Annotated in this window: 23 protein-coding genes; 1 reads left to right on the top strand and 22 read right to left on the bottom strand. The window is 56.1% G+C overall.

Going from position 1 to position 21,266, the window contains the following annotated elements; translation table 11 throughout:
* Positions 1 to 246: 246 nt before the first annotated feature.
* From SD70_RS25885 to SD70_RS25880, 3 genes are all read right to left on the bottom strand, one after another.
* A complete protein-coding gene (locus tag SD70_RS25885) occupies positions 247 to 1,983 on the bottom strand; it encodes a hypothetical protein (protein WP_041051017.1) in 1,737 nt (578 codons plus the stop codon).
* Between the two features lie 181 nt (positions 1,984 to 2,164).
* Complete coding sequence (locus SD70_RS39470) at positions 2,165 to 2,431, bottom strand: aldo/keto reductase (RefSeq protein WP_331436844.1); 267 nt, start codon at positions 2,429 to 2,431, stop codon at positions 2,165 to 2,167.
* Between the two features lie 16 nt (positions 2,432 to 2,447).
* The gene (locus SD70_RS25880; RefSeq protein ID WP_269432535.1) at positions 2,448 to 3,185 is read right to left on the bottom strand and encodes an aldo/keto reductase; all 738 of its coding nucleotides are present in this window, start codon (positions 3,183 to 3,185) and stop codon (positions 2,448 to 2,450) included.
* 200 nt (positions 3,186 to 3,385) lie between these two features.
* Here SD70_RS25880 and SD70_RS25875 point away from each other — a divergent pair, with 200 nt between their 5' ends.
* A complete protein-coding gene (locus SD70_RS25875; protein ID WP_041051016.1) occupies positions 3,386 to 3,922 on the top strand; it encodes a shikimate kinase in 537 nt (178 codons plus the stop codon).
* A gap of 90 nt (positions 3,923 to 4,012) precedes the next feature.
* Here the strand turns inward: SD70_RS25875 and SD70_RS25870 are convergent, their stop codons facing one another.
* The 19 genes from SD70_RS25870 to SD70_RS25785 form a co-directional block, all read right to left on the bottom strand.
* Positions 4,013 to 4,570 carry an NUDIX hydrolase gene (locus SD70_RS25870; RefSeq protein ID WP_041051014.1) on the bottom strand — a complete coding sequence of 186 codons (558 nt, stop codon included), beginning with the start codon at positions 4,568 to 4,570 and terminating at the stop codon, positions 4,013 to 4,015.
* Positions 4,571 to 4,628: 58 nt separating this feature from the next.
* Positions 4,629 to 5,546, bottom strand: coding sequence for a hypothetical protein (locus SD70_RS25865; RefSeq protein WP_041051012.1), 918 nt, complete (start codon positions 5,544 to 5,546; stop codon positions 4,629 to 4,631).
* Positions 5,543 to 6,310: a glycerophosphodiester phosphodiesterase gene (locus SD70_RS25860; protein WP_041051010.1), complete on the bottom strand. Its 768-nt coding sequence runs from the start codon at positions 6,308 to 6,310 to the stop codon at positions 5,543 to 5,545. Before SD70_RS25860 ends, SD70_RS25865 begins: the two co-directional genes overlap by 4 nt.
* Before the next feature lie 14 nt (positions 6,311 to 6,324).
* On the bottom strand, positions 6,325 to 7,320 hold the full coding sequence (locus tag SD70_RS25855) for a CehA/McbA family metallohydrolase (protein WP_041051009.1): 996 nt from the start codon (positions 7,318 to 7,320) through the stop codon (positions 6,325 to 6,327).
* 4 nt (positions 7,321 to 7,324) lie between these two features.
* The gene (locus SD70_RS25850) at positions 7,325 to 7,786 is read right to left on the bottom strand and encodes a hypothetical protein (RefSeq protein ID WP_041051008.1); all 462 of its coding nucleotides are present in this window, start codon (positions 7,784 to 7,786) and stop codon (positions 7,325 to 7,327) included.
* Positions 7,783 to 8,631, bottom strand: a complete 849-nt coding sequence (locus tag SD70_RS25845; RefSeq protein WP_041051006.1) for an ABC transporter permease — start codon at positions 8,629 to 8,631, stop codon at positions 7,783 to 7,785. The genes SD70_RS25850 and SD70_RS25845 overlap by 4 nt, the downstream gene beginning before the upstream one ends.
* Positions 8,628 to 9,827, bottom strand: coding sequence for an extracellular solute-binding protein (locus SD70_RS25840; protein WP_041051004.1), 1,200 nt, complete (start codon positions 9,825 to 9,827; stop codon positions 8,628 to 8,630). Before SD70_RS25840 ends, SD70_RS25845 begins: the two co-directional genes overlap by 4 nt.
* Before the next feature lie 25 nt (positions 9,828 to 9,852).
* Positions 9,853 to 10,884: an ABC transporter ATP-binding protein gene (locus SD70_RS25835; RefSeq protein ID WP_041051002.1), complete on the bottom strand. Its 1,032-nt coding sequence runs from the start codon at positions 10,882 to 10,884 to the stop codon at positions 9,853 to 9,855.
* A 13-nt stretch (positions 10,885 to 10,897) separates the two neighbouring features.
* A complete protein-coding gene (locus tag SD70_RS25830) occupies positions 10,898 to 11,722 on the bottom strand; it encodes an ABC transporter permease (RefSeq protein ID WP_041051000.1) in 825 nt (274 codons plus the stop codon).
* A 35-nt stretch (positions 11,723 to 11,757) separates the two neighbouring features.
* Positions 11,758 to 12,774 carry a LacI family DNA-binding transcriptional regulator gene (locus SD70_RS25825; protein ID WP_041050998.1) on the bottom strand — a complete coding sequence of 339 codons (1,017 nt, stop codon included), beginning with the start codon at positions 12,772 to 12,774 and terminating at the stop codon, positions 11,758 to 11,760.
* Positions 12,775 to 13,403: 629 nt separating this feature from the next.
* Positions 13,404 to 14,237: a substrate-binding domain-containing protein gene (locus tag SD70_RS25820; RefSeq protein ID WP_331436842.1), complete on the bottom strand. Its 834-nt coding sequence runs from the start codon at positions 14,235 to 14,237 to the stop codon at positions 13,404 to 13,406.
* Entirely contained in the window at positions 14,234 to 14,398 is a 165-nt protein-coding gene (locus tag SD70_RS39935) for a LacI family DNA-binding transcriptional regulator (protein WP_331436841.1), read from the bottom strand. The genes SD70_RS25820 and SD70_RS39935 overlap by 4 nt, the downstream gene beginning before the upstream one ends.
* A gap of 151 nt (positions 14,399 to 14,549) precedes the next feature.
* Positions 14,550 to 15,233, bottom strand: a complete 684-nt coding sequence (locus tag SD70_RS25815) for an MgtC/SapB family protein (RefSeq protein WP_041050997.1) — start codon at positions 15,231 to 15,233, stop codon at positions 14,550 to 14,552.
* 24 nt (positions 15,234 to 15,257) lie between these two features.
* Positions 15,258 to 15,983, bottom strand: a complete 726-nt coding sequence (locus tag SD70_RS25810) for a glycerophosphodiester phosphodiesterase (protein ID WP_041050995.1) — start codon at positions 15,981 to 15,983, stop codon at positions 15,258 to 15,260.
* Positions 15,984 to 16,019: 36 nt separating this feature from the next.
* Positions 16,020 to 17,402, bottom strand: a complete 1,383-nt coding sequence (locus SD70_RS25805) for an ABC transporter substrate-binding protein (protein WP_041050992.1) — start codon at positions 17,400 to 17,402, stop codon at positions 16,020 to 16,022.
* A 245-nt stretch (positions 17,403 to 17,647) separates the two neighbouring features.
* Positions 17,648 to 18,472, bottom strand: coding sequence for a carbohydrate ABC transporter permease (locus tag SD70_RS25800; RefSeq protein ID WP_041050989.1), 825 nt, complete (start codon positions 18,470 to 18,472; stop codon positions 17,648 to 17,650).
* Positions 18,469 to 19,374: a carbohydrate ABC transporter permease gene (locus SD70_RS25795; RefSeq protein ID WP_041050988.1), complete on the bottom strand. Its 906-nt coding sequence runs from the start codon at positions 19,372 to 19,374 to the stop codon at positions 18,469 to 18,471. The genes SD70_RS25800 and SD70_RS25795 overlap by 4 nt, the downstream gene beginning before the upstream one ends.
* A gap of 320 nt (positions 19,375 to 19,694) precedes the next feature.
* A complete protein-coding gene (locus tag SD70_RS25790; RefSeq protein ID WP_041050985.1) occupies positions 19,695 to 20,543 on the bottom strand; it encodes a MurR/RpiR family transcriptional regulator in 849 nt (282 codons plus the stop codon).
* Positions 20,544 to 20,547: 4 nt separating this feature from the next.
* Complete coding sequence (locus SD70_RS25785; RefSeq protein WP_041050982.1) at positions 20,548 to 21,258, bottom strand: PIG-L deacetylase family protein; 711 nt, start codon at positions 21,256 to 21,258, stop codon at positions 20,548 to 20,550.
* Between the last annotated feature and the right edge of the window lie 8 nt (positions 21,259 to 21,266).

Genomic DNA, 21,266 nt, shown 5'->3' with positions numbered 1-21,266 from the left:
ATCGTTGACGCTGTTCTCCCATAAGTGGACACTCCCTTTGTTTCGTAGGATTATTATCTAATTCCCTTATCGGAGTGTCCACTTTTTATTCTAACTGCAATTTTTCCTCTAATTTGGGGAAATACCCGGGAAATAAGCCAATAACGGAACAAAATTCCGCTATCCCGCAGGAGGGATAATTCGCCTTCTCGATGAGTTATCGGCTAATTTTCATGCAACATGACATTCCGTCCGCATTCGAGCTCCTTACAGCTTCCTCGTTTGGCCGATCAGCACTTCGGACGTGAGCCATTTGCGGAAAATGAGCAGCAGCGCAAGCGGCGGCACGCAAATGACGGCAGCCAGCTGCAGGATAGCCGGATCGCCGAACGGGACAACGTCTTTGCCGATTGACAGGCTATGAAGGGCGATAAGCGGAGAACCGGCATCCGGTCTGACCGTATAAAGAAGCGGCAATTGATAGCCGTTCCACAAAGAGACGAACTGCAGCACGCCAAGCGCGATCAGAGGCTTCCACATTTTAGGGAGGAACAGAGCGAAAAAGCTGTGCAGCTCCCCCCGCCCTGCCGCCGCCGCCCGTTCTTTCAGCTCCGCGTACTTGCTGTTGAATATGCTTTTGACGACAAAAACATTGATGATTGCAAAGATGCCGAAAACCATTTGCGGGTACATGGTGCCAACCATCCCCATGCTTTTTGCCAGAAGAAACTCGGGCAAGGACGTACCGGCTCCGGCTGCCATTGCGATCAGCAAAATCGCTTTATAAGCGCGGCGTCCCGGCAAATCTTTGACCGTCAAAGGGTAAGCGAGCGTTATGGTTATGAACAGATTGACGATAACGGCGGCAAAACAAATCAGCATAAATCCCAAATACCGGGTTGCCGGCAACGCCCTCCAGACGCTTGCGCCGAAAGCGCTGTGGACGGTAAACGGATATAGGCAAATATAATAGATAGCGGCAAGCACAACAAGCGAGAAAATAGCCGAAACGGCAATGCCCGCCGCATTCCTCCCCTTGCTGTACGCCCCCATGCCGTTTGATCGTTCGGTGCGGTAGAAGAGGTCTGTATAGCAGACGCGTTTTAACAAAAAGTAAGCGACAAGCGTGCATACGGCTTGAACGGCGAATTGCAGCAGCCAAGCTGCACTGGCTGTGGCATATCGTCCCATAAGCAGCCCCTCCATATACGCGTAAGTCTCGAGCGTCTCCGAAGTTTCACGTACAAGGGGGTTAATCAAATTGACCAAGAGGTCAAAATCCGTGGAAAGGACGGCGGATAACTGAAGCACCGCAAACGCGGAAATGACGCGAAGCGCAGGGATCATATGAGTTTTCGCCCAGCTCTCTCCCCGCATTGCGCCGTCCCCGCCGTCCGGTGCCGTTGCCGCCTTCCTGGAGCCGATGGCAGCGAGTATCATCATGATCGGAATGCCGCACGTTTTGAACGCTTCCACGATGACCAACATAGGCCGGAACAGCCCGGGGTCGCCCAAAACGAAAAAATGCAGCCCGAAGTTCTCGAGCCGCTCCGGCATCAGCGCCAGCATGACAGCGTAAGCCGCGACAGCCGAAGGGATGAAATACGGGGCAAGGGCGAGCACGGATACGATATTCCTTACCCGGCGCGACATGATGCTGCTTACGGCTAACGCTACTACGAGCGATAAAATGCCCGTGGCCGCCACATACTCCAGCTTGAAAATAAGCGTATTGGCAAGCGCATTGCGGAATTGGGTTGCCTCGAACAGCTTGGCGAAATTGCCGAGCCCGACCCAAGGGCTGCCGAACATCCCCCGAAACGGGCGATAGTCCTTGAACGACATCAATATCCCGGCGAAGAGCGGAAACAGCTTGAAGAGGAAAATAAGCAGCATCGCCGGAATGACGATGACGTAATGCAGCTTGTACTTCCAGATGCGGCGCCAAACGCCTGCAGGCGCAGCCGGAACGTATTCGCTGTCATGAAGCGCAGGAGTTTCCACAGCATGACCTCACCTTCCCTGTTACGATCTTATGTGTTTTCCAGAAAACATGAAAGACAAGCGAATTTTACCATAGACTCCCTTGACAGCACTACGAGAAAATTCCGGCCGCAGCCAAAAAAGCTTGATCGGGCACGCCCGCAGCGGCTTCCCGATCAAGCTTTTTTGACATCAACCCAGACTATTCGTAATCACGTCCTGCACGCTGCTGATTTTCCGCTGCGGCGTCATACGGGTACGATACCGGCAAGGCACTGGCCCGGTCCAGCCGCTCCATCTGCTCTGCCGTGAGCGACCAGCCGGCGGCGCCGAGATTGTTCTCCAGCTGTTCCATCGTGCGGGTGCCGATAATCGGAGCGGTCACGCCCGGCTTTTGCAGCAGCCAGTTGATGGCGACTTGCGCCGGGGTCTTCTCGGCTTCTTCGGCAACGGCCACCAGCTCGTCGATAATGTTCCAGGTGAATTCATTGTTGTATTTGCCCCACGATTCGCCCCAGCTTTTTCTCCGCTTCCGCGACGCGAGTGCCTTCCGGCGGTGCGGATAAACCGCGGCGGTATTTGCCGCTCAGCCAGCCGCCACGCAACGGGCTCCACGGAATAACGCCGACGCCTTCGTTCAAACAGACCGGAATCAATTCGAATTCCGTCGCTCTCGTCAGCAAATTGTATTGCGGCTGCAGGCAGACGAAGCTGTCCCAACCGCTGCGCTTGCACAGATCGATCGCCTTTTGCAGCTGCCATCCGCGATAATTGCTTGCCCCGATGTAGCGTACGTAGCCGCGCCGGACGAGATCGTTCAACGTGCCCAAGGTTTCTTCCAGCGGCGTCTTCGGATCCCATGCATGCACTTGATACAGATCGATGTAATCGGTTCCAAGGCGGCGCAGGCTCGCCTCAAGTCCGGCCATAATATGCTTGCGGCTGACGCCGACGTCATTAGGCCCCTCGCCCATGGCAAAACGCACTTTCGTCGCAACGACAATATCGTCGCGCTGCTTCGTCTTCAGCCACTTGCCTACGATTTGCTCGGATGCGCCCCGCGTGTAAACGTCGGCCGTATCGATGAAGTTCCCTCCCGCATCCACGAATCGGTCCATAATGCGAAAGCTGTCCGCTTCGCTCGTCTCGCGTCCGAACGTCATCGCTCCCAAGCAAAGCTCGCTGACGCGCAAACCGGTTTTTCCGACATGCCGGTAATTCATCGTACCCACTCTCCTCCTTTTATTCCAACCTCTACTAGATTACACCAATGGCAAGCAGCGAAAAAGTAGTGATGTGAAAGTGACTTAGTTACGTGCACGCAATTAACTTTACGGTCGTAGGTGCAAGTTTTATATTTAGCAAGACTGCTGTAAACTGGAAGTGAAACGAAGGTCATTGCATAAATGCGGAGGGACGGACGATGCAGGTCCCCGTCATTTTGATCGGGCCGATGAAAATCGGAAAAAGCACGGTCAGACGATTGTTATCGGAAAAGCTCGGCATACCTGGAGTCACTCTCGACGACAAACGGTACACATATTACAACGAGATTGGGTTCGATATGAGCCTGCAGCAGCAAATGTTGCGAAACAATCAGTTTCAAGAGCTGTACCAGTACTGGAAACCGTTCGAAGCACATTCGGTGGAGAGGGTATTGCAAGATTATCCGCAATGTATTATCGATTTTGGGGCGGGCCATTCCGTTTACGAGGATCCGCTGCTGTTCGAACGGGTTCGGAACGCTTTGGCCCCATACCCGAACGTCATTTTGCTCATGCCTTCCCCGAACGCTAAGGAATCGCTGCAAATGTTAAACGAACGGTCCGCTCTCAATATAAACGAACATTTCGTGACTCATCCGTCCAATTATTTGCTGGCCAAACGCGTCGTCTATACGAAAGGCCGCACGCCCGCCGAAACCGCCGAGGACATCATCAACGCGGCCGCACAGCAGTAGCCGCAACAAAATGCAGCGGCAGCCGGACCGCGAACGAAAAAAAGAGCAAACCGGACCGCAGCGCGCGGCAGGTTTGCTCTTTTTTTGCAGCTAGGCTTTAAACAATCCGTACCCGTCTAAAGTGACGATGGGCGCCTTATCCTCCACCAATCCGCCGGATTCGCGATGCAGCGCGGCATGTATGAGCCACTTGGTGAACCCGGCGACCTTCATTGCCTCCATCTCTTCCAGGCTGTAAAAGCCCGCCGCGTCCACCTCGTACCCGTCCGGCCGCGGCTCTCCTGAAACGTATTCCATCTCGAAAGCGATATAGACGTTATGGATGGCTCTCGGCTGGTCCCGAAGCGCCACGACGCTGCGAACGACGGCTTTCACGCCCGTCTCCTCCAGCACTTCGCGGCAAATCGTATCGTGAATGAGTTCGGTCTGCTCGATATAGCCTCCGGGATTCGTCCAAACACCTTTGCCCGGCTCCTGCGCGCGGCGGACGAGCAGCACTTTTCCGCCTTTGATCAGGATCGCCCCGACCCCGATGCTGTAATTTCCCCAATGCACGAAGCTGCAAGCGGTACAAGCCATGCGAGGGGTCCCGTCGACATCTCGCAGCTCCAGTGCGGCGCCGCACGACAAACAAAACTTTGCTTCCATAGAAGGCCCTTCCTTCATCGCGTTGTCTTCTCGATCTTACTCCAGGCCAACCGCGGTTTCAAGGCGCAAGCTTGTAAAACCGCTCGGGCCATTCCATCTTCGGATGAAAGTTATAGAGCAAGGCTTCGGTAAACAACACCGCATTGACCCATAACGAGGTGAAGAACAGCGGCTTGCGGTCCAATAAGGCGATAGGGTCGACCCGAACGGAAAAGTCCGTATATTGCTCGAACGTGCCTTCGAACCGCTGCGGCCAATGCCGCTTCAGCGGATGGTCCGGCACCCGCCCGCCGGCTCTCACGTGCTCGTACGTTTCCTTCAGCCACTCGGCGGCGGATATGTTTTTGAGCGGAATGACGAGGTTCTCCCAGCCTTTCAGCAGCGAGCCGTGCTTTCCCCACTCGATGCGGACGACGGGGCGCTGACCGCCCGCGCGCGCTTCTTCCGCCGCCTCCGGCGATTCGATCACGCTGCTGTGGAAAAACGTCATCACCTTCGTCACGGCTTCGGCGACAGGATCGTATTCGACCCAAATTTCTTCGTGGTCGCACGGCTCGTAATCGTCGGGGAAGTCGAAATCGTCTTCCCAAAACAAATGGTAGCCGATCAGCGGCAGGCTCGGATGGTGCACAGCAGCTACGTCCTTGAGCGGGAAGCATTCCAGCGGCGTCGTCAGCAGCAGCGGGCAAAACCGGCGCATCCGGCGCATCTCCGTCTCGGTTGGCGCGCGCGGCGGCGCGAGCTGGAGCGTGCGCTTATACAGCTCGCCCGCGCGGCGCAAACTGCCGTCGAGATGGTAAAATTCCGCCTCCCACGCGGCATATTGCGCCTGGTCCGGATACGCCTCCCGCAGCAGCTCCAGCACCGGCACGACCGCCCGGAAATATGCGCTGTCCGCCTTCACGTCTCCGCTCATCATTTTGGCGACAAGGGCCCGGCTGGCCGCCGCAAATTCGTGGGCATATATTTCGATCACGGCTGATCCGCCTCCCCTTGCAGTTCCCGTTTCAACCGGACGAGCGCTAGCACATTGCGGGTCGTCATGGAGCGGACGCCCAATTGTATGAAATGCCGCATCAAAGGCTCTTCGTTCACGGTCCATACGTACACCGGCAGCCCGAGGCTTTCGGCATAGCTCATCAGCTCCGGCCGGACAAGGAGATGATTGATGTTGATTCCGATGCAGGACGCGTCGAGGGCGTCTTGGCAAGTTTGGGCCATCGCATCGTCGTAGGGCATCGCCATGAACAATTTCGTATCGGTGTTCAACAGCTTCGTCAACTCCGGATGCGTGCGCTGCGCCAGGAGCGCCCTGTCTCGCTCACAGCCTGACAAAATGGCCTGCTCCAGCAAGCCGTACTTCCTGACGAGCTGCGCCACGGGCTCCAGGCTGTCATCCGTTTTCAAGTCCAGATTGACGATGCGGCCCGACGCTTTGACCTCCGGCAAAATGTCTTCCAGCCGAATGATCCGCATCGGTTCAATGCGTTCACCGTGCCGGGCGGCGATCGTCAGCTCGCTGAGGTCCGCATACGTCAGCTGCGAAATGCGGCATTCCCGGCCGTCCACCGTCTCCCAAGCGTCGTCGTGGGCCAGTACCGCAATGCCGTCCCGCGTTACTCTGATGTCTTCCTCCACTACATCCGCTCCGAGCCGCAGTCCGGTCTCGACGGATTCGAGCGTGTTGTCAAGCGTATTCATGCACCCGCTATGCGCGGTAATGAGCGGAAACTGGGCCATGTCTGACGCTCCTTTTAACGATTGAAATAGATGGCATTGGTGACGGCGATGAGCGCCCGAACTCCGCGCACCGTGCCCCACAGCTCGGCTCGAAGCCAGCGCAGCCCTTCGGCCTGAACTTCGACGCGGCAATCGGGCCGGTCTGCGGTTACGGTGCCTTCGGCGGCAACGCCGTTGTTTCCTGTCACATGTACGGTATAAGTTTGTTCGGGGAAGCTCCATAGACCACGCCGTACGGAAAAATCCGCATGCACGTGAATCGTGCAGCGTCCTTCCGCCAGCTCAGCCGCCGGCACCGCATCGCCGATCACGAACGAGCCGGAGCCGCATACCGCTTCCATCGTGACGAGCGGGCCGATCGTGAGCGACGCGCGTCCTGCGGCGAGCGCCCGCACCGCACGCTCCGTCACCGTCCCCGCTCCTTCGTCCATGTTCAAATACGTCACCGCCACCGGCTCTTCGGTGCGCTCCTGCGAGTGCCAATCCCGTCCCGAGGTCGCGGCAATCCGGCAGCCTTCGTTCAGCTTGTCGGTCCACAAGCGAAAAGCTCTGGCGTTATCGGTCTTGATCGACGGGAACGTCCCCGACCACACTTCGATATAGTCGATGTCGTTCCAATCGCTAATGTCGAATTCCCAGAAGCAGCCGGTGCAGATCGGGCTCCCGATCCGGAACGGATGGGCCATGCCGGCGATGCCGCCGCCCGCATGGACGCGGGCGATGCCGCGGTGTATGTCGCCGGGTCCGACCGGCCGCCAATCTTCGTACGTCGTCACGCCGAGCGTCACCATATGGCCGTAAAACGTCGTCCATTCCATGCCGGACACGATCGCGAGGCCGGCTTCCCGCTCGATGGTCTCTTTATCTTGCAAACCCGTCATCGTATTATGATCGGTCAGGGCGATGCACTCGAAGCCGAGCGCTTTGGCGCCGGCCGCAAGCTCCCGCAGCGTTTGCCTGCCGTCGCTGTGAAACGTATGGGTATGAAGCTCGCAAGCGATCCACGGCATGCCGCTATTCCTCCCCCCAAATTTGCAGCGTATAGCGGCAGCTGTCCGTCACGACGGCGTGCATGCTGAGCGTTACATCCCAAAGTCCTGCCGGCATAGGGCCTTGCACGAAACCGGGCGAAGCTTCGGCCTCGGCAATGACGAGCACCTGCTCGGGATCGTGGCGATGCCCCGCGCCGCGGTGGCTGACGGGGTCATCGACAGAGACGGTAATTAAATTTTTAAGCGGCAGAAACGATTCCCACTTGGCCTGCACCCGCTCGGCGTGCTCCGGCTCCGTGTATTTGGCGATGCTGTCCATGATGAGCGCTTTGGCCTGGTCCTTGTCGTCCATATTTTTCGGCTCATAAGCGAAATGAATGGTTAGCTTCCGCACCCGCTCCCCGAGGGGGAACCGGTACGTAATATGGCTGCGCGAGCATACCGGCGCCACCTGTCCTTGCACATCGAGTACGAGCTTCTTCATGCCGATCTTGAACGCTCCTCTTTAATCATGTTCTGGATATAGAAGTAGCCCATAAACGAGCAGAGCAGGAACGTGAAGAAGGCGATGGCCGCGGCCATTTGCTTGTCTTGGAACACGCCGAACACTTGCTCCATCGAAACGCCGAGCATTTGCGGCGCGTTCGGCCCGATGAGAAACGGCGCCGTAAACGAGCCGATCACGCCCATGAACACGAAGGTGACGGCAACGAGCAGCGTCTTGAACGTCAGCGGCAAAATCAATTTGAAGAATATGCGAAGGAATCCGGCACCGACGTCCTTGGCGCTCTCGATGACTGAATTCGGCACGGCGGACAGCGCCGAGCCGAGCAGCATCGTCGTGAACGGAATGTTGAACCAGAGCTGGGCGATAATAATCCCTTTCTTGTCGAAAATAATTCTAGGCATTGATTCCACACTGAAGGCTTGCAGCAAAATGCGCGCCAGCCAGCCGTGGTTGCCGAGCAGCTGGATCAGACCGTAAGTGGCGATAACGGACGGGATAAAGATCGGGATCATGTACGTCCTGCGGATCCAGCGAACTGCAACGCCGTTGTTGAAGCGCATATACACGGCGAGCGCGTAGCTGATGATCAGGACGAGTACGACCGAGACGATCGTCACTTCCAGCGTAAATATAATGTTCGACCGCATCAGCTTGTCGGTGAACAGATGCTCGTAATTAACGAACGAGTAACGGCCGTTTTTGTCCTTAAAGCTCTCCAGAAGCGAAATAACGATCGGGATGACGACAATGACGAACAGGACGAGAAAGGAAGGGATGACGAGCGCAAGGCCCAGCATCCCCATTTTCACTTGTTTGCTCATTGGGCAGCAACTTCGCTTTGCCAACGTTTGCTGATGTCTTTGCCCAAGTCGCCGATGTTGAACGTACGGAAGCCTGCCGCCGCATCTTTGAACTTATCTTGCACCTCTTGCGGCATGTTCGCGAGCTGGATGCCCGGGAAGCCCGACATTTTGGTAACGATGACCGATTGCGCTTCCGGAGTGAGGATGAAGTTCAGGAATTTGGCGACGGCGTCTTTGTTGGCGGACAGCTTCGGCACCATGAGGTACGTCGGGCCGCCGTTGAAGCCGGGCTTCAGCTGCGCCATTTTCGTCGATTTCGGCAGCTGGCCTTTGTTGATTTGATCGAGCACCATGTCCGACCAAGCCGGAATCATGTCGACTTCGCCGCTTGCCAAAAGATCGAGCGTGCCTTGGTTTTTCTTCGGATAGATGCCTTTGCCGTACACGTATTTGCCGAGATCTTTGAGCAGCGCGAAGCCTTGATCCCACTGCTTCTCGATGGCCGGGTCGGAATTGTGAATCGCGTCTTCCGGCAGGAACTTGTAGATGGCGGTCGTAACGAACGAATCGCCGGAGCCGCCGGTGGACGGGTCGTTGTAGGCGAATTTGCCCGGATGCTTGCGGATCCAGTCGTACAGCTCGTCGAGCGTCGTCGGCGCGTCCTTCACCTTGTCGCCGTTGTAGGCGAGAATGACGGCCGAGGAACGGTACGGCACGGCCAGGTTGGCCACGTCTTTCATGATCTTTTGATCGACTTTGGCGAGGTTCGGAATTTTATCCGTGCCCAGCGTATCCCACAGATCGTCTTTCTGTCCGCGGGTCACGTAATTGACTCCGTCTTCGTACAGATCGATGTCGCCGGAGCCTTTGCCGGCTTGTTTGGCGGCAAGGATGCGGTCGTAGGTAGGCTGCGCGCCCGTGCCGGAAGGCACGTACACCGGCTTCACCTTTACGTCGGGAGTCGCCTTTTCGAACATCGGGATCAACGTATCCCACAAGTCTTTGACGTTTTGCGAGCCGGTGAAATAGAACGAAAACTCGGCCGGCTTGGCGGACGCGGTCGCCGGGGCGGATTTATTGTCGGATGCGGGTTTGGCGTCAGAGCCCGAGCCCTGGCTCGTGCCGGATGAAGCGCCGCCGCCGCAGGCAGATAAAACGCCGAATGTGAGGCTTAACGCAATCATGAACAATACTCTCGCTTTGTTTCGAAGCATGGAATCGTTCCTCCTCATGTAATGGTTATTGTTCCGGATACGCAATCGATTTGCCGAACGTCACTTTCACTTCTTGTCCCGGATGCAAATGCTTCACTTGGTCGCGGGGTCTGAACGCTCTGATCGTTTCTCTTCCTTGCAAATCGACCGACACTTCGGCGTAATGCCCTAAAATCATCACTTGCTTGATCGTTCCAGCCAACCCTTGCCCCTCGGCTTCGTGCAACATAACGTCTTCCGGTCTGACCGCCAAGCTCACATTCCCCGCCAGCCCCTTCGGATTCGGCAGCAGCATGTCATCCAGCCTCACCTGACCCGCATCCACCACCCCCTTCAAAAAGTTCATCTTGCCGATAAATTGCGCGACGAACAGCGTGTTCGGCTCGTCGTAAATGTGTTGCGGCGAAGCGATTTGCTCCATGCGGCCCTGGTTCATGACGACGATGCGGTCGGAAATCGACAGCGCTTCTTCCTGGTCGTGCGTAACGAACACCATGGTGAGGCCAGTATTCGCTTGAATTTCGCGCAGCTCTTCCCGCATTTCGTGGCGGAGCTTGGCGTCGAGCGCGGAGAACGGTTCGTCAAGGAGCAGCACGGCCGGTTTAAGAAGCAGCGACCGGGCTACCGCGACGCGCTGCTGCTGGCCGCCGGACAGCTCGCTCGGATATTTTTTCTCCGCTCCGGGCAAGCGCACAAGCTGCAGCGCCTCTTCTATTGCCTGCCGCATTTCCGCTTTGGGCGTTTTGCGGATTTTCAGGCCGAACGCCAAATTTTCGAATACGGTCATATGCGGCCACAGATTGTAGCTCTGGAACACCATCGAAGTCGGGCGCTTTTCCGGGGGCAGCTTCAGCACGCTCTTCCCCTCGATCAAAATGTCTCCCGAGTCCGGCTCGAGAAAGCCGCCAATGCTGCGCAGCACCGTCGTTTTGCCGCAGCCCGACGGGCCGAGCAGCGTGACCAGCTCGCCTTTGCGGACGTCCAGCGAAATGTCGGACACGCCTTCCCCGGTTTTGTATCGTTTCGTCAAACGCTGAATCGATAATTGAATGTCCATAAGAACCTCCGTGTCATTTGATCTGGAATCCGCTGGAAAGCACGTCCGCGCTGACGAACCGCTGCGCGGCCAAGAGCAAGATGATCGTCGGCGCCGTGAGAATGATCGAGAATACGGCGCCGGCATAGGCCGGATAATCGCTGACGATGGAGTACATCACGATCGGCATCGTTTTGTAGTTCGGAATGCCGACGAGGAACGTGCCCTGCGCTTCGTCCAGCGAATTGAGGAACGTGAAGATCGAAGCGACGAGTATGCCCGGCATCGCCAGCGGCAGTGTGATGGTGCGGAATACGCGCAGCGGACTCGCGCCTACGTCCCGCGCCGATTCCTCCTGCGCGGTGTGCACGTTGCGGAAGGCGGCTGTCGGAATCCATGTCATGAACATGAGGACGTTGATAATATGAATCAGCACGACCCCGGGGAGCGTATTCATGAGCCCCAGCTTGAAGAACAGGACGGCGATCGATACGTACAGGCCCATCTTCGGAAACGCGTGCGTCAGCAGGAACGAGAACAGGAAAAAGCGGCTCAGCGGAAACCGGATGCGCGCGAACGCGTAAGCGGCGGGTATGCACAGCACGATCGACAATGCCGTGACGATCGAGGCGATGACGAACGACAGGCCGATCGATTTGGCGATGTCCTCTTGCTGGAACACGAATTTCCACCATTTCAGCGACCATTCGTGCGGTATGACGTCCGGATAGTTCCATTTGCCGGTGAAAGCGAGGATCGCCAAGTTGAGCAGCGGCCCCAGGAAGAAAATGACGAACACGATCAACAGCACAAACTCGAAAATTTTGCGGGGACCAACGGCCTTTACGAACCAGCGCATGCGATAATATCGCTCCTTTCAGTGGATGGTGCGTGTTAATTGTTCGTTGCTGTCGATTGGCGCACGATAAGCTTCGGTTCAACCTCGATCAATTTCGCCTGCGGCACATCTTGCCGGATGAGCCGGTCCAGCATCGTCACCGCTTGCCGGCCCATCTCTTCCGTATTGACCCGTATCGTCGTGAGCGACGGCGTGAGCATCGTGGCAAACTCGATATCGTCGAAGCCCATGACGGCGACCTGTTCCGGCACAAGTACGGACCGCTCCGCCAGCACCTTCATCGCTCCGAGCGCAATCGTATCGTTGGTGGCGAACACCGCCGTATACCCGCCCGCCCGAAAATGCTCGTAATGGCGCCGCATCATGTTGAAGCCCTCCTCGAACGTGGAAGCGGACGGATAAACGACGGATTCGTCCGCAATCGGTATGCCGCGGCTTGCCAGTTGGCAGCGGAATCCTTTCAGCCGCAAAAAATGGCTGCGGTGCGCTTGCGGTCCGGCGAGCACGAAGTAGCGGCGGTGCCCTAGCCCGTACAAGTGCTGCGCGGCTTTTCGGCCGCCCTCTTCGTCCCGGTTGACGATCTGGATAATTCCGTCGTCGTCGGTCGAACCGTTCACCATCAAATAAGGCACGTGAAAGTTTTTGATGTAGTCGATGACGTTTTGCTGCAGGCGGCTAATGAGAATGAGGCCGTCCACGCGCTTTTCCATCATGAAATCGGCGGAACGGAGCGACATGTCATGATCGGTCGTCACGAATACGGAGTAATTCATGCCGGCTGCGGTCGCGAGTATCGCGTCGACGATTTTGCCGTAAAACGGGTGCGAGACGACCGGATGGTCGCGCCGGTAAATAAGAACGCCGATATTGTTCGTGCGCTGCGACACCATCGCTCTGGCTACCGCGTTCGGCTTGTACTGCAGCTCTTCGATAATTTGCTGCACTTTGTCGCGCGCTTCCGGGCTCGTATAACCTTTGCCGGAAATCACTCTGGAGACGGTCGATTTCGATACGCCGGCGCGGGCGGCAATTTCCTTAATCGTCAGAGACAAGCTGCTCGCCTCGACTTCCGTTTTGTGGGAACGTTCCCACCTTGTACATACTTATGCCCTCCATCACGCTTCAAGAATAAATATAATGCGGCACTGTTTTCCCAATGTTAGGCGCGTCTTAAGCAATTGTAAATTTCGAGGCGAATCTCGAAAACGGGGGCTCCCTCGTCCGTCACATCTGCAAAAATAGCAACGCCTCCACTTGGCTGGCAGCGCTTTCAACCGGAGATGCTGAGGCAGCGTAACATCCGTGTCCTCCGGTTGCCGTCTCTTTGACACCCTTTGCTTTCGAGAAAAGGCGGAACGAAGGGTGGGATACGAGGTGGAGAAGCGACTTTTAAACTCGTGTTCCTTCCTCCCGATCAAATTCAAGGGATCACGAGTTTACCGGAGCCGGATTCCCATACCTTAGCCAGAAGTTAAGCCCTTTTTCTCGGCCCCCTATTTTGGCTTATGGAAAGCGCTTTCCCAATTGAGAAAATTATACCATGAAGGAGCTTTGTATTGTCAATCCATATTGTCGAAATCGCGCTAAGATTTTTCGACTCTTTGCGTAAAGCGCTTTCCCTCTGCGCACTGGAAATGTGAAATGAGAACCGGGATCCGACAATATCCCCCATGCCTGCGCTTTATCGGGAAGAACCGCGCACAATGAGCTTTGGCAGCAAAATGACTCGCTGCTTGTAATGGTCCTCGCCGCTGATCTGCCCAACGAGCAAATCCATGACGATCCGCCCCATTTCCTGAATCGGCTGAGCGATTGTCGTGAGAGCGGGATCGATAATCGTTGCGAGCAGCGTGTTGTCGAAGCCGACGATCGAGACGTCGTCCGGCACGCGACTCCCCGCCTCGCGGACCGCTTGCACCGCTCCGATCGCCAGCAAGTCGTTGCAGGCGAAAACCGCGGAGGGTGGAGCCGGCTGTTCCAGCAGCTTGGCCATGCATCGTTTGCCGCCGTCCACCGTATAGTCGCTCACAAGCACAAGCTCGTCGTCGCACGGAATGCCTGCCTCTTCGAGCGCGTGCCGGTAGCCGCGAATCCGCTCGCGGCTGCTGGCGATGCGCAGCTCTTCAGCGATGGCCGCAATTCGCTTATGTCCGCGTTTGATGAGATGCGACGCTGCCTGGTAACCGCCGTTAAAATCGTCAACGAGCACGCAATTCACCGTCAGCGACGGCATATCGCGGGCGATCAGAGCGACCGGGACTTTCTGCTTGACCAGCTCCGCCAAGAGCGAGTCGTTGCTAAGCCCGGTCGCAATAATAATGCCGTCCGCCCGTTTCTGCTTCAGGAGAGATATATATTGAGACTCTTTGACAGGATTGTTCGCCGTGCTGCAGATGACCAAATTAAAGCCGAGCTCATGTCCCCTGTCTTCGACGCTGCGGGCTATTTCGGCAAAAAAAAGGTTGGCCAAATCCGGAACGAGCAAGCCGACCGTGTAAGTGCTCTTGCCGGTCAAGGCGGAGGCCACGACACTGGCTGATAATCGAGGCGGCGCATAATGTCAAGAACTTTGGCGCGGGTCTTTTCGCTGATTCGCCCGGTATTGTTTATCACTTTGGAGACCGTGGCAATCGACACTCCCGCCTCCTTGGCTACATCGTAGATCGTCGGCTTCATGCAATTCTCCTCCTCTCCCGGGAACAGCCTTACGAAAAAGCACATACTGCCGCGGATGGCGGCGGTACGTGCTTTTTGCGCAAGGTTCCGGGCGTCAAGCTGGAGGTGTAACGGCTGCCAATTCGCCGGGCGTACCAAAGCAGCTTAACGCCTAGGTGCTAATAGTCTCCAGCTCGACGGCAATGACGTGGTCGAGGCGCTTGATCATGTCGTAAATGACCGTTGTCCGCTGCTTTTCGTGCGCGGAGACGACCATCTGGATTTGTCTTACATTGTTATTCAAATCTTTGATTTTAATATGCTTCACTCTCATGTTGGCGCTTGCGATCTCATCGATAAACCCGGGCATATTGCCGTCCGGATGAAACATGACGATGACCGACAAATCCCGTTCCCGCAATTTGCTCGGTCCGAACAGCTTCACCAGGACGGGGAAGACGTTGACGGAAAATATAATAAGAATGTCCGCTACGAATGCCTCTTTGTAGAAGCCCGCTCCGCAGGCGATGCCGAGAGAAGACGCGGCCCAAACCATGGCGGCCGTCGTCAGGCCCGAGATGATTTCATTGCTTCGCCGCAAAATGACGCCGGCGCCGATAAAGCCGACGCCGCTTACGATTTGGGCAGCCAGCCGCATCGGGTCCATGTTGGTATGGCCGGGAACGCTGAATTTCCCGACGGCCTCGATCGAAACGATCGTAATCAAACAGCTGGCCACGGAAATGACCATGCTCGTCTTCATACCCAGCGGCTTGTGCTTGATTTGGCGATCGATACCGATAAAAAGCCCGAGCAGCAGCGCAATGCCCAATTTTTCCAAAAACACGAAGCTCATTTGAAATCACCTCTGTCATCGCCATCAGGAAAGCAAAGATTTCAATCTCCCGGGATAGTCGGTAATGATGCCGGATGCGCCGCAGGCGATCATCTTGTTCAAATCCTGCTCCTCGTTCGCTGTCCACGGGTAGACGCGGTAACCGAGCTCTACGGCTTTGGCCACATCGTCGGCCTCGATCGTCTTGTGATGAGGGTGGAGCGAGTACACCTCTACGTCGAACGTGCGGGCGTAGGCGGAAGGATCGAACAGTCTCTCTTGATACAACAGTCCGATTTTCGTTTTCGGCTCCAGCAGTTTGATCCGCCGCACGCTTTTGTGATCGAAGGACGACACGACGACCCGCTCGAACAGATTGCGCCGGCGCATGAAATCGACCAGCTTGTGCTCCATCTGACCGTCGTACTGCTTAATCTCCACGTTGACCATAATCGACTCGGGCACGAGGTCGAACACTTCGTCCAAAGTCGGAACCCGCTCGCCCCGGAACGAATCCGAATACCACGAGCCAGCGTCGTAACGCTTGATCTGCTCCAGCGTCATGTCGTTAATGCGTCCCTTGCCGTCAGTCGTCCGGTCCAGCGTCTCGTCGTGGCATACCACGATTTCGCCGTCGGCCGTAAGATGAACGTCCAGCTCGATTCCTTCACAGCCTTGATCCAGGCCCAGCCGGAAAGCGGCAATGGTGTTTTCCGGGGCCATGCCTCTGGCCCCGCGATGCGCAATGATCATCGGTTGTCCTGCACCCATATTCGTTCAAGTCCTTCCTCGACCGTACGCCGATCGTTATTGTTTGACGGTCTTGTTATATTGCTGAATTTTGTTCGTAATTTCTTTGGCCGCTCCGTCGAGCGCGTCCTTCGGCGACTTTTTGTTGTTCAGCGCTTCTTCGATCGCTCCTTCGACGATTTGGCGGGCTTCCGGGAATACCCCCATAACCGCGCCTTGCGTTGCCGTATTGAGCTTCGTTTGATGCAGCTGGTCGATAGCCGTCTGGAACTGCGGGAATTTCTTCAGATTGTCTTTCACGGATTGCTCGTCGTAAGCTTTTTTCGTAATCGGGAAGTAGCCCGTGTTGATGTGCCAGTATGCTTGCTCCTTCGGCGAAGTCAGGAATTTGATGAATTCCCACGCTGCCTTCTGCTCATCCGTCGGACGGTTGTTCATGATCCACAAGCTGGCGCCGCCTACGACGACCCCGCCTTCCTTCGCGCCTTCCGGCTTCGGCAGGAAGCCGGTACCGACTTCGAACTTGCCTTGCGCGTTGTCGACCAAGCCTTTCAACGAAGCGGTCGACTCCAAAATCATGCCGACTTGGCCAGCCGAGAACGCCTTCTTCGAGTCGTCGGTTTTGCGGCCGAGGTTGTTTGCCGCTTTCGTGTCGACCATGTTTTTCCACCAGGTCAGCGTCTTCACGCCTGCCTCGGAGTTCACGAGCGATTCCGTTGCGGGGCTGGTGCGGCCGTTGCCGTTGTTGACGTATTCCGCGCCTTGGTTCGCGAAGAACTGCTCCATGAACCAGCCGTAAATGGCGAAGTTGGCGCCGGTCGCTTTGCCGGTTTTCGTAATCGCGTCAGCCGCCTTCTGCAGCTCTTCGAACGTTTTCGGCGGCTTCTCCGGGTCGAGTCCGGCCGCTTTAAACAGATCCTTATTGTAGTAAAGAATCGGGTTGGACGTGTTGAACGGCATCGAATTCAGCTTGCCGTTTATCGTATAGTAGCCGGTAATGTTCGGCTCCAGCTGGGACAAATCGTATTTGTCCTGATCGATAAAGTTTTGCATCGGCGTCGTCGTCTTCGAATCGATCATGAAGCGGGTGCCGATCTCGTACATTTGCACGAGGCTCGGGCCTTCCTTCGTGCCCATCGTCGCTTTCAGCTTGCTGAGCAGGTCGTCGTACGTGCCCTGGAACACGGCCTCGACTTTAATTTTATCTTGCGATGCGTTGAAGTCCGAAACGAGCTGATCGACCACTTTCGTGTTGGAGCCGCCCATCGCGTGCCAGAATACGACCTTCGTCGGTCCGGAGGACGACGCCTTGCTGCCTCCCTTATCCGCCGCTGCAGGCGCATCGCCCGCGCCGCCGCTTCCGCATGCCGTTGCGGCGAGCATCGCGCCAGCCAGCATAACCCCGATAGCCGTCTTTTTGTTCAGCCATGATTGTGTCATTGTTTCGCTCCCTTTTCTTTCATAATATATGGCAATTCCGCCGAAAGCGGACTTGACATCGATGTTACCAGGCTGCCCGAGAAAGGCGGAGCGGAGGATGGGAATGTAGGCCTATAAGCGAAGCGTGCGCCTTTGAACTCGTGTTCCCACCATGTTTTCATATTCGAGGGAACACGAGTTCAAGAAAGCCGGAGACCCGCATTCCCAAACCGCAGCGCAGCCCCACTTCACGGGCATCCTGGACCTTACCCTTTCACGGCGCCGGCCGTGATGCCCTGGATCAGCTGCTTGACGCCGAGCGCCAGCAGCAGGAACGAAGGCAGCAGCACTAACGAAACGCCAGCCAAAATCAGGTTCCAAGCCATAACCTCTTCGTGCTGCAGCATGGCGACCCCGATTTGAACCGTACGCATCGTCGGTTTGTTCGTAATGAGAAGAGGCCACAAGTAGCTGTTCCAATGGTTCAAAAATACGTACACGCAAAGCGTGGATAGTGCCGGACGGGCCAGCGGCAGCACGATCGAGAAAAAGGTGCGCAAATGTCCGCAGCCGTCGATTTTCGCGGCGTCAAACAGCTCGTGGGGCAGCTGCAGAAAAAACTGGCGCAGCAGGAACACGCCGAAAGCCCCCGCCATGAAAGGCACGATCAGCCCTTGATAGCTGTCCATCCATCCGAGCGATTTGATCGTCAAATAGTTGGGGATGACCGTGACCTCCCACGGAATCATCATGGTCGACAAATAGAGAAGGAACATCGCATTTTTGAGCTTGAACTGCAAAAACGAGAACGCGTAAGCCGCCATGGCGGAAGTAACGGCCTGGCATGCCATAATCGCGGCCGATACGATCAGGCTGTTCAGCAAAAAGCGGAGTATCGGAATCGTCTGCACCGCTTTGGCGAAATTGCCCCAGTACAGATGGTGCGGAAAGAGCGGCGGCGGAAACACCGACACTTCTTTTTCCGTCATGAAAGCCGAGAATACGGTAAATATAATCGGATACAGTACCATGAGCGCGAGCAGCGCCAGCACGATGTACAGAACGGTGTAGTTCAATCTTCTCAGCATCATTGGTAATGCACCTTCTTCTCCAAAACTTTAAACTGGAACACGGTCAAGGCCAAAATGATCGCGAACAGCACGAGCGCCTGCGCGCTGCCGATACCGAAGCGGAAATTGATGAACGCGTCCTGATAAATCGAGTAGACGACGACGTTGGTCGTATCCATCGGACCGCCCTTGGTCAAAATGTGAATTTGGCCGAACGCCTGGAACGCGCCGATGACCGACACGATGAGCACAAAGAACAGCGTTGGCGACAGGAGCGGCAGCACGATTTGCAAGAACGTGCGCACAGGCCCCGAGCCGTCGATTTTCGCGCTTTCGTACAGGTCGTCCGGGACGCCCTGCAAGCCGCTGAGCAAGACGATGTAGACGAAGCCCATGTTCATCCAGACGGTCATAAGCGACACGGAGACGAGCGCCCAGTTCGGGTCGGCGAGCCATGAAATCGGGGAAATGCCGATAAAGCCGATGAAATAGTTCAGCATGCCGGCCGTCGGGTGAAACAGCAGCGACCAGATGATGGAGCCGGTGCCGACGGAAATGACGATCGGGAGCGAGAAAACAAATTGAAACGCTTTCATGCCGCGCAATTTGTTATGGGTGAGCGCCGCCAAAACGAGCGACCAAATTATCGTGGTCGGGACCGTCAGCAAGACGAAGAGCAGCGTCACTTTCAAATTGGTGAAAAATTGCCCCGATGAGAACAAATCCTTGAAGTTATCCAAGCCGACAAAATCGGCCACCCTTCCTCGCGGATCCGTCAGCGTCATGCTGAGATAGATGGAGCGGAGCATAGGGTAAAACAGAAAGCAGATGAAGACAAGGAGCGACGGAGCCAGAAACAAGTAACCGAGGGCCCCTTCCTTCCATTGCGCTTTTCTGGATGCTGCCTGAGTCTGTGCGGACAATGTAGTATACCCCTTTCCTGTATTCGCTCAAGCAGTCGCCGGGAGATGGGGAAAACGCTTAACCTGCAGCTCACGCCACGGCTTTGTACGGCAGTTTCGGATAAGCCGGCGGCGCCCGCTTCGCCTGAATGCGTTTTCATCCCGGAAAAAGGGATAAAAAAATAACACATAAAAGATTCTTCAACGAAACGCTGAAGCCTCTATGTGTTATCTCCCGATCTCCAAACACGACTATTAACTTGTTACGTTTATTGTAATTAGCCTACGGTCATATGTCAACCATCAAATTCCGGCACGATGCTCTACCGCCCGATATCGATTCATTTGCCGCCCTTCAAATGCTGAACCGCCGCCCGGCTCTTCTCCAAATAACCGATCGACAGCTCGTAGTCGATCCGCGCAACGCCGAGATACAAAATGTCGACGAGGTTGAGCTGCGTAATGCGGGAAGACATCGCCCCGACGCGAATCTCGTTCTCGGTAGAGGTGATGTACAGCGGAATTTGCGCTTCGGCGCTGACTGTCGTTTGGCCGTATTTCGTAATGCCGATAGTCGCGGCCCCGCAATCGTGCGCGGTTTTCAAGCATTCCGCCACAAGCGTCGTTTCCCCCGAATACGATATGCCAACGGCGACGTCCCGCGTTGTCAGCGTTGCCGCCGATGCCAGCTGCAGATGCGTATCGGCGAAGGAAAAGCACGTTTTGTTAATGCGCATGAATTTGTGCTGGGCATCTTGCGCGATCAGATTCGAAGCCCCGATGCCGTAAAAATATATGCGTTCGGCGCGGTGCAGCGCTTCGATCGCTTTTGTCACGAGGGCGATGTCGAGAATTTTCAGCGTATCCCTGATCGACTGGATGTTGTTGTTCGATACGTTCTGGATGATGGCGGCGATGGAGTCTTGCGGGCGAAATTCCTGATAGCCCCGCCCCGCGTTCTCCTGCAAGTCGCCGGCGACTTTCAGCATAAGCTCCTGATAGCCCTTGAAGCCCATCGATTTGCATAACCGCGTTACCGCCGCCTGGCTGCCACCGCTTTGCTCCGCCAATTGGGTAATCGACATCCCGATCATGCGCCGGGGATCGTCCAAAATAAACTTGGCTACCTTTCTTTCGGACGGCGTAAGTTGATCGAGCACTTCTCGTAACCGTACGAGCCCGCCGTTCATTGACTTACATAAAATACTGCAATCGTTGATGGTTGCCGCCCGGCCCCACCGCGAACGCCTGGGCGCGCTTGAAGCCGTTGACGGCGCCGCGCACGACCGTCAGCGCTTTGTAATATTCGATATAGGGGAAGCCGTACGTTTCTCCCCGCGCGAACGCGTAGCAGCTTATGCCTTTCACCCATTTGTCGAAAGCTTCCTCCGGAATGTCGATAAAAATTTCCGGTTGGTAGCCGTACATGTCTTCCCAGTTTTCCGAGTAATAGAGCCGCTTGATGCGGTGATTCGGCAAATCGCGCTTGATCGCTTCCAGTGCGGCGTAAAGCCGCGCGTCCTGTACGATATAATGGGTGTTCTCGTGGTCTTTGTGCATGCTGCCGTGCCAATGGGTAATGACGATGTCGGGCTTCAACTCGCGAATAACGTCCGCCACTTCGTATTTGACCGTCTCGTCGCTGGGCAGCTCGGCATCCTTGTAGTTCAGGAAACGCACGTCGGCCCCGATCATGTCGGCGAATTGGTGCGCCTCTTCAATTTTTTGTTTGGCGTAATCTTCGGCGGACAGGCGCGGATGCCCCTTCTCGCCCGGCGTCAAATGGAGCATCGTCACTTTATGGCCGGCCATGACGTATTTGGCCAGCACTGCCCCTGCGGTCAAGTCCTGATCGCCGGCGTGCGCGCCGATTGCCAAAATATGCTGTTTTTGATTTTCGCTCATTCGTATCT

Origin of the sequence: Gordoniibacillus kamchatkensis (assembly GCF_000829455.1) — a bacterium.
GTDB lineage: Bacteria > Bacillota > Bacilli > Paenibacillales > NBRC-103111 > Gordoniibacillus > Gordoniibacillus kamchatkensis.
The sequence above is the reverse complement of the archived record's forward strand: the minus strand, read 5'-3'. Positions and strand labels throughout refer to the sequence as shown.

Excerpts from the sequence above, each read along its gene's own strand:
- SD70_RS25880 (WP_269432535.1), bottom strand. The coding sequence starts at position 3,185 with ATGAATTACCGGCATGTCGGAAAAACCGGTTTGCGCGTCAGCGAGCTT.
- SD70_RS25875 (WP_041051016.1), top strand. The coding sequence starts at position 3,386 with ATGCAGGTCCCCGTCATTTTGATCGGGCCGATGAAAATCGGAAAAAGC.
- SD70_RS25870 (WP_041051014.1), bottom strand. The coding sequence starts at position 4,570 with ATGGAAGCAAAGTTTTGTTTGTCGTGCGGCGCCGCACTGGAGCTGCGA.
- SD70_RS25860 (WP_041051010.1), bottom strand. The coding sequence starts at position 6,310 with ATGGCCCAGTTTCCGCTCATTACCGCGCATAGCGGGTGCATGAATACG.
- SD70_RS25855 (WP_041051009.1), bottom strand. The coding sequence starts at position 7,320 with ATGCCGTGGATCGCTTGCGAGCTTCATACCCATACGTTTCACAGCGAC.
- SD70_RS25850 (WP_041051008.1), bottom strand. The coding sequence starts at position 7,786 with ATGAAGAAGCTCGTACTCGATGTGCAAGGACAGGTGGCGCCGGTATGC.
- SD70_RS25845 (WP_041051006.1), bottom strand. The coding sequence starts at position 8,631 with ATGAGCAAACAAGTGAAAATGGGGATGCTGGGCCTTGCGCTCGTCATC.
- SD70_RS25840 (WP_041051004.1), bottom strand. The coding sequence starts at position 9,827 with ATGCTTCGAAACAAAGCGAGAGTATTGTTCATGATTGCGTTAAGCCTC.
- SD70_RS25835 (WP_041051002.1), bottom strand. The coding sequence starts at position 10,884 with ATGGACATTCAATTATCGATTCAGCGTTTGACGAAACGATACAAAACC.
- SD70_RS25830 (WP_041051000.1), bottom strand. The coding sequence starts at position 11,722 with ATGCGCTGGTTCGTAAAGGCCGTTGGTCCCCGCAAAATTTTCGAGTTT.
- SD70_RS39935 (WP_331436841.1), bottom strand. The coding sequence starts at position 14,398 with ATGAAGCCGACGATCTACGATGTAGCCAAGGAGGCGGGAGTGTCGATT.
- SD70_RS25815 (WP_041050997.1), bottom strand. The coding sequence starts at position 15,233 with ATGAGCTTCGTGTTTTTGGAAAAATTGGGCATTGCGCTGCTGCTCGGG.
- SD70_RS25810 (WP_041050995.1), bottom strand. The coding sequence starts at position 15,983 with ATGGGTGCAGGACAACCGATGATCATTGCGCATCGCGGGGCCAGAGGC.
- SD70_RS25805 (WP_041050992.1), bottom strand. The coding sequence starts at position 17,402 with ATGACACAATCATGGCTGAACAAAAAGACGGCTATCGGGGTTATGCTG.
- SD70_RS25800 (WP_041050989.1), bottom strand. The coding sequence starts at position 18,472 with ATGATGCTGAGAAGATTGAACTACACCGTTCTGTACATCGTGCTGGCG.
- SD70_RS25790 (WP_041050985.1), bottom strand. The coding sequence starts at position 20,543 with ATGAACGGCGGGCTCGTACGGTTACGAGAAGTGCTCGATCAACTTACG.
- SD70_RS25785 (WP_041050982.1), bottom strand. The coding sequence starts at position 21,258 with ATGAGCGAAAATCAAAAACAGCATATTTTGGCAATCGGCGCGCACGCC.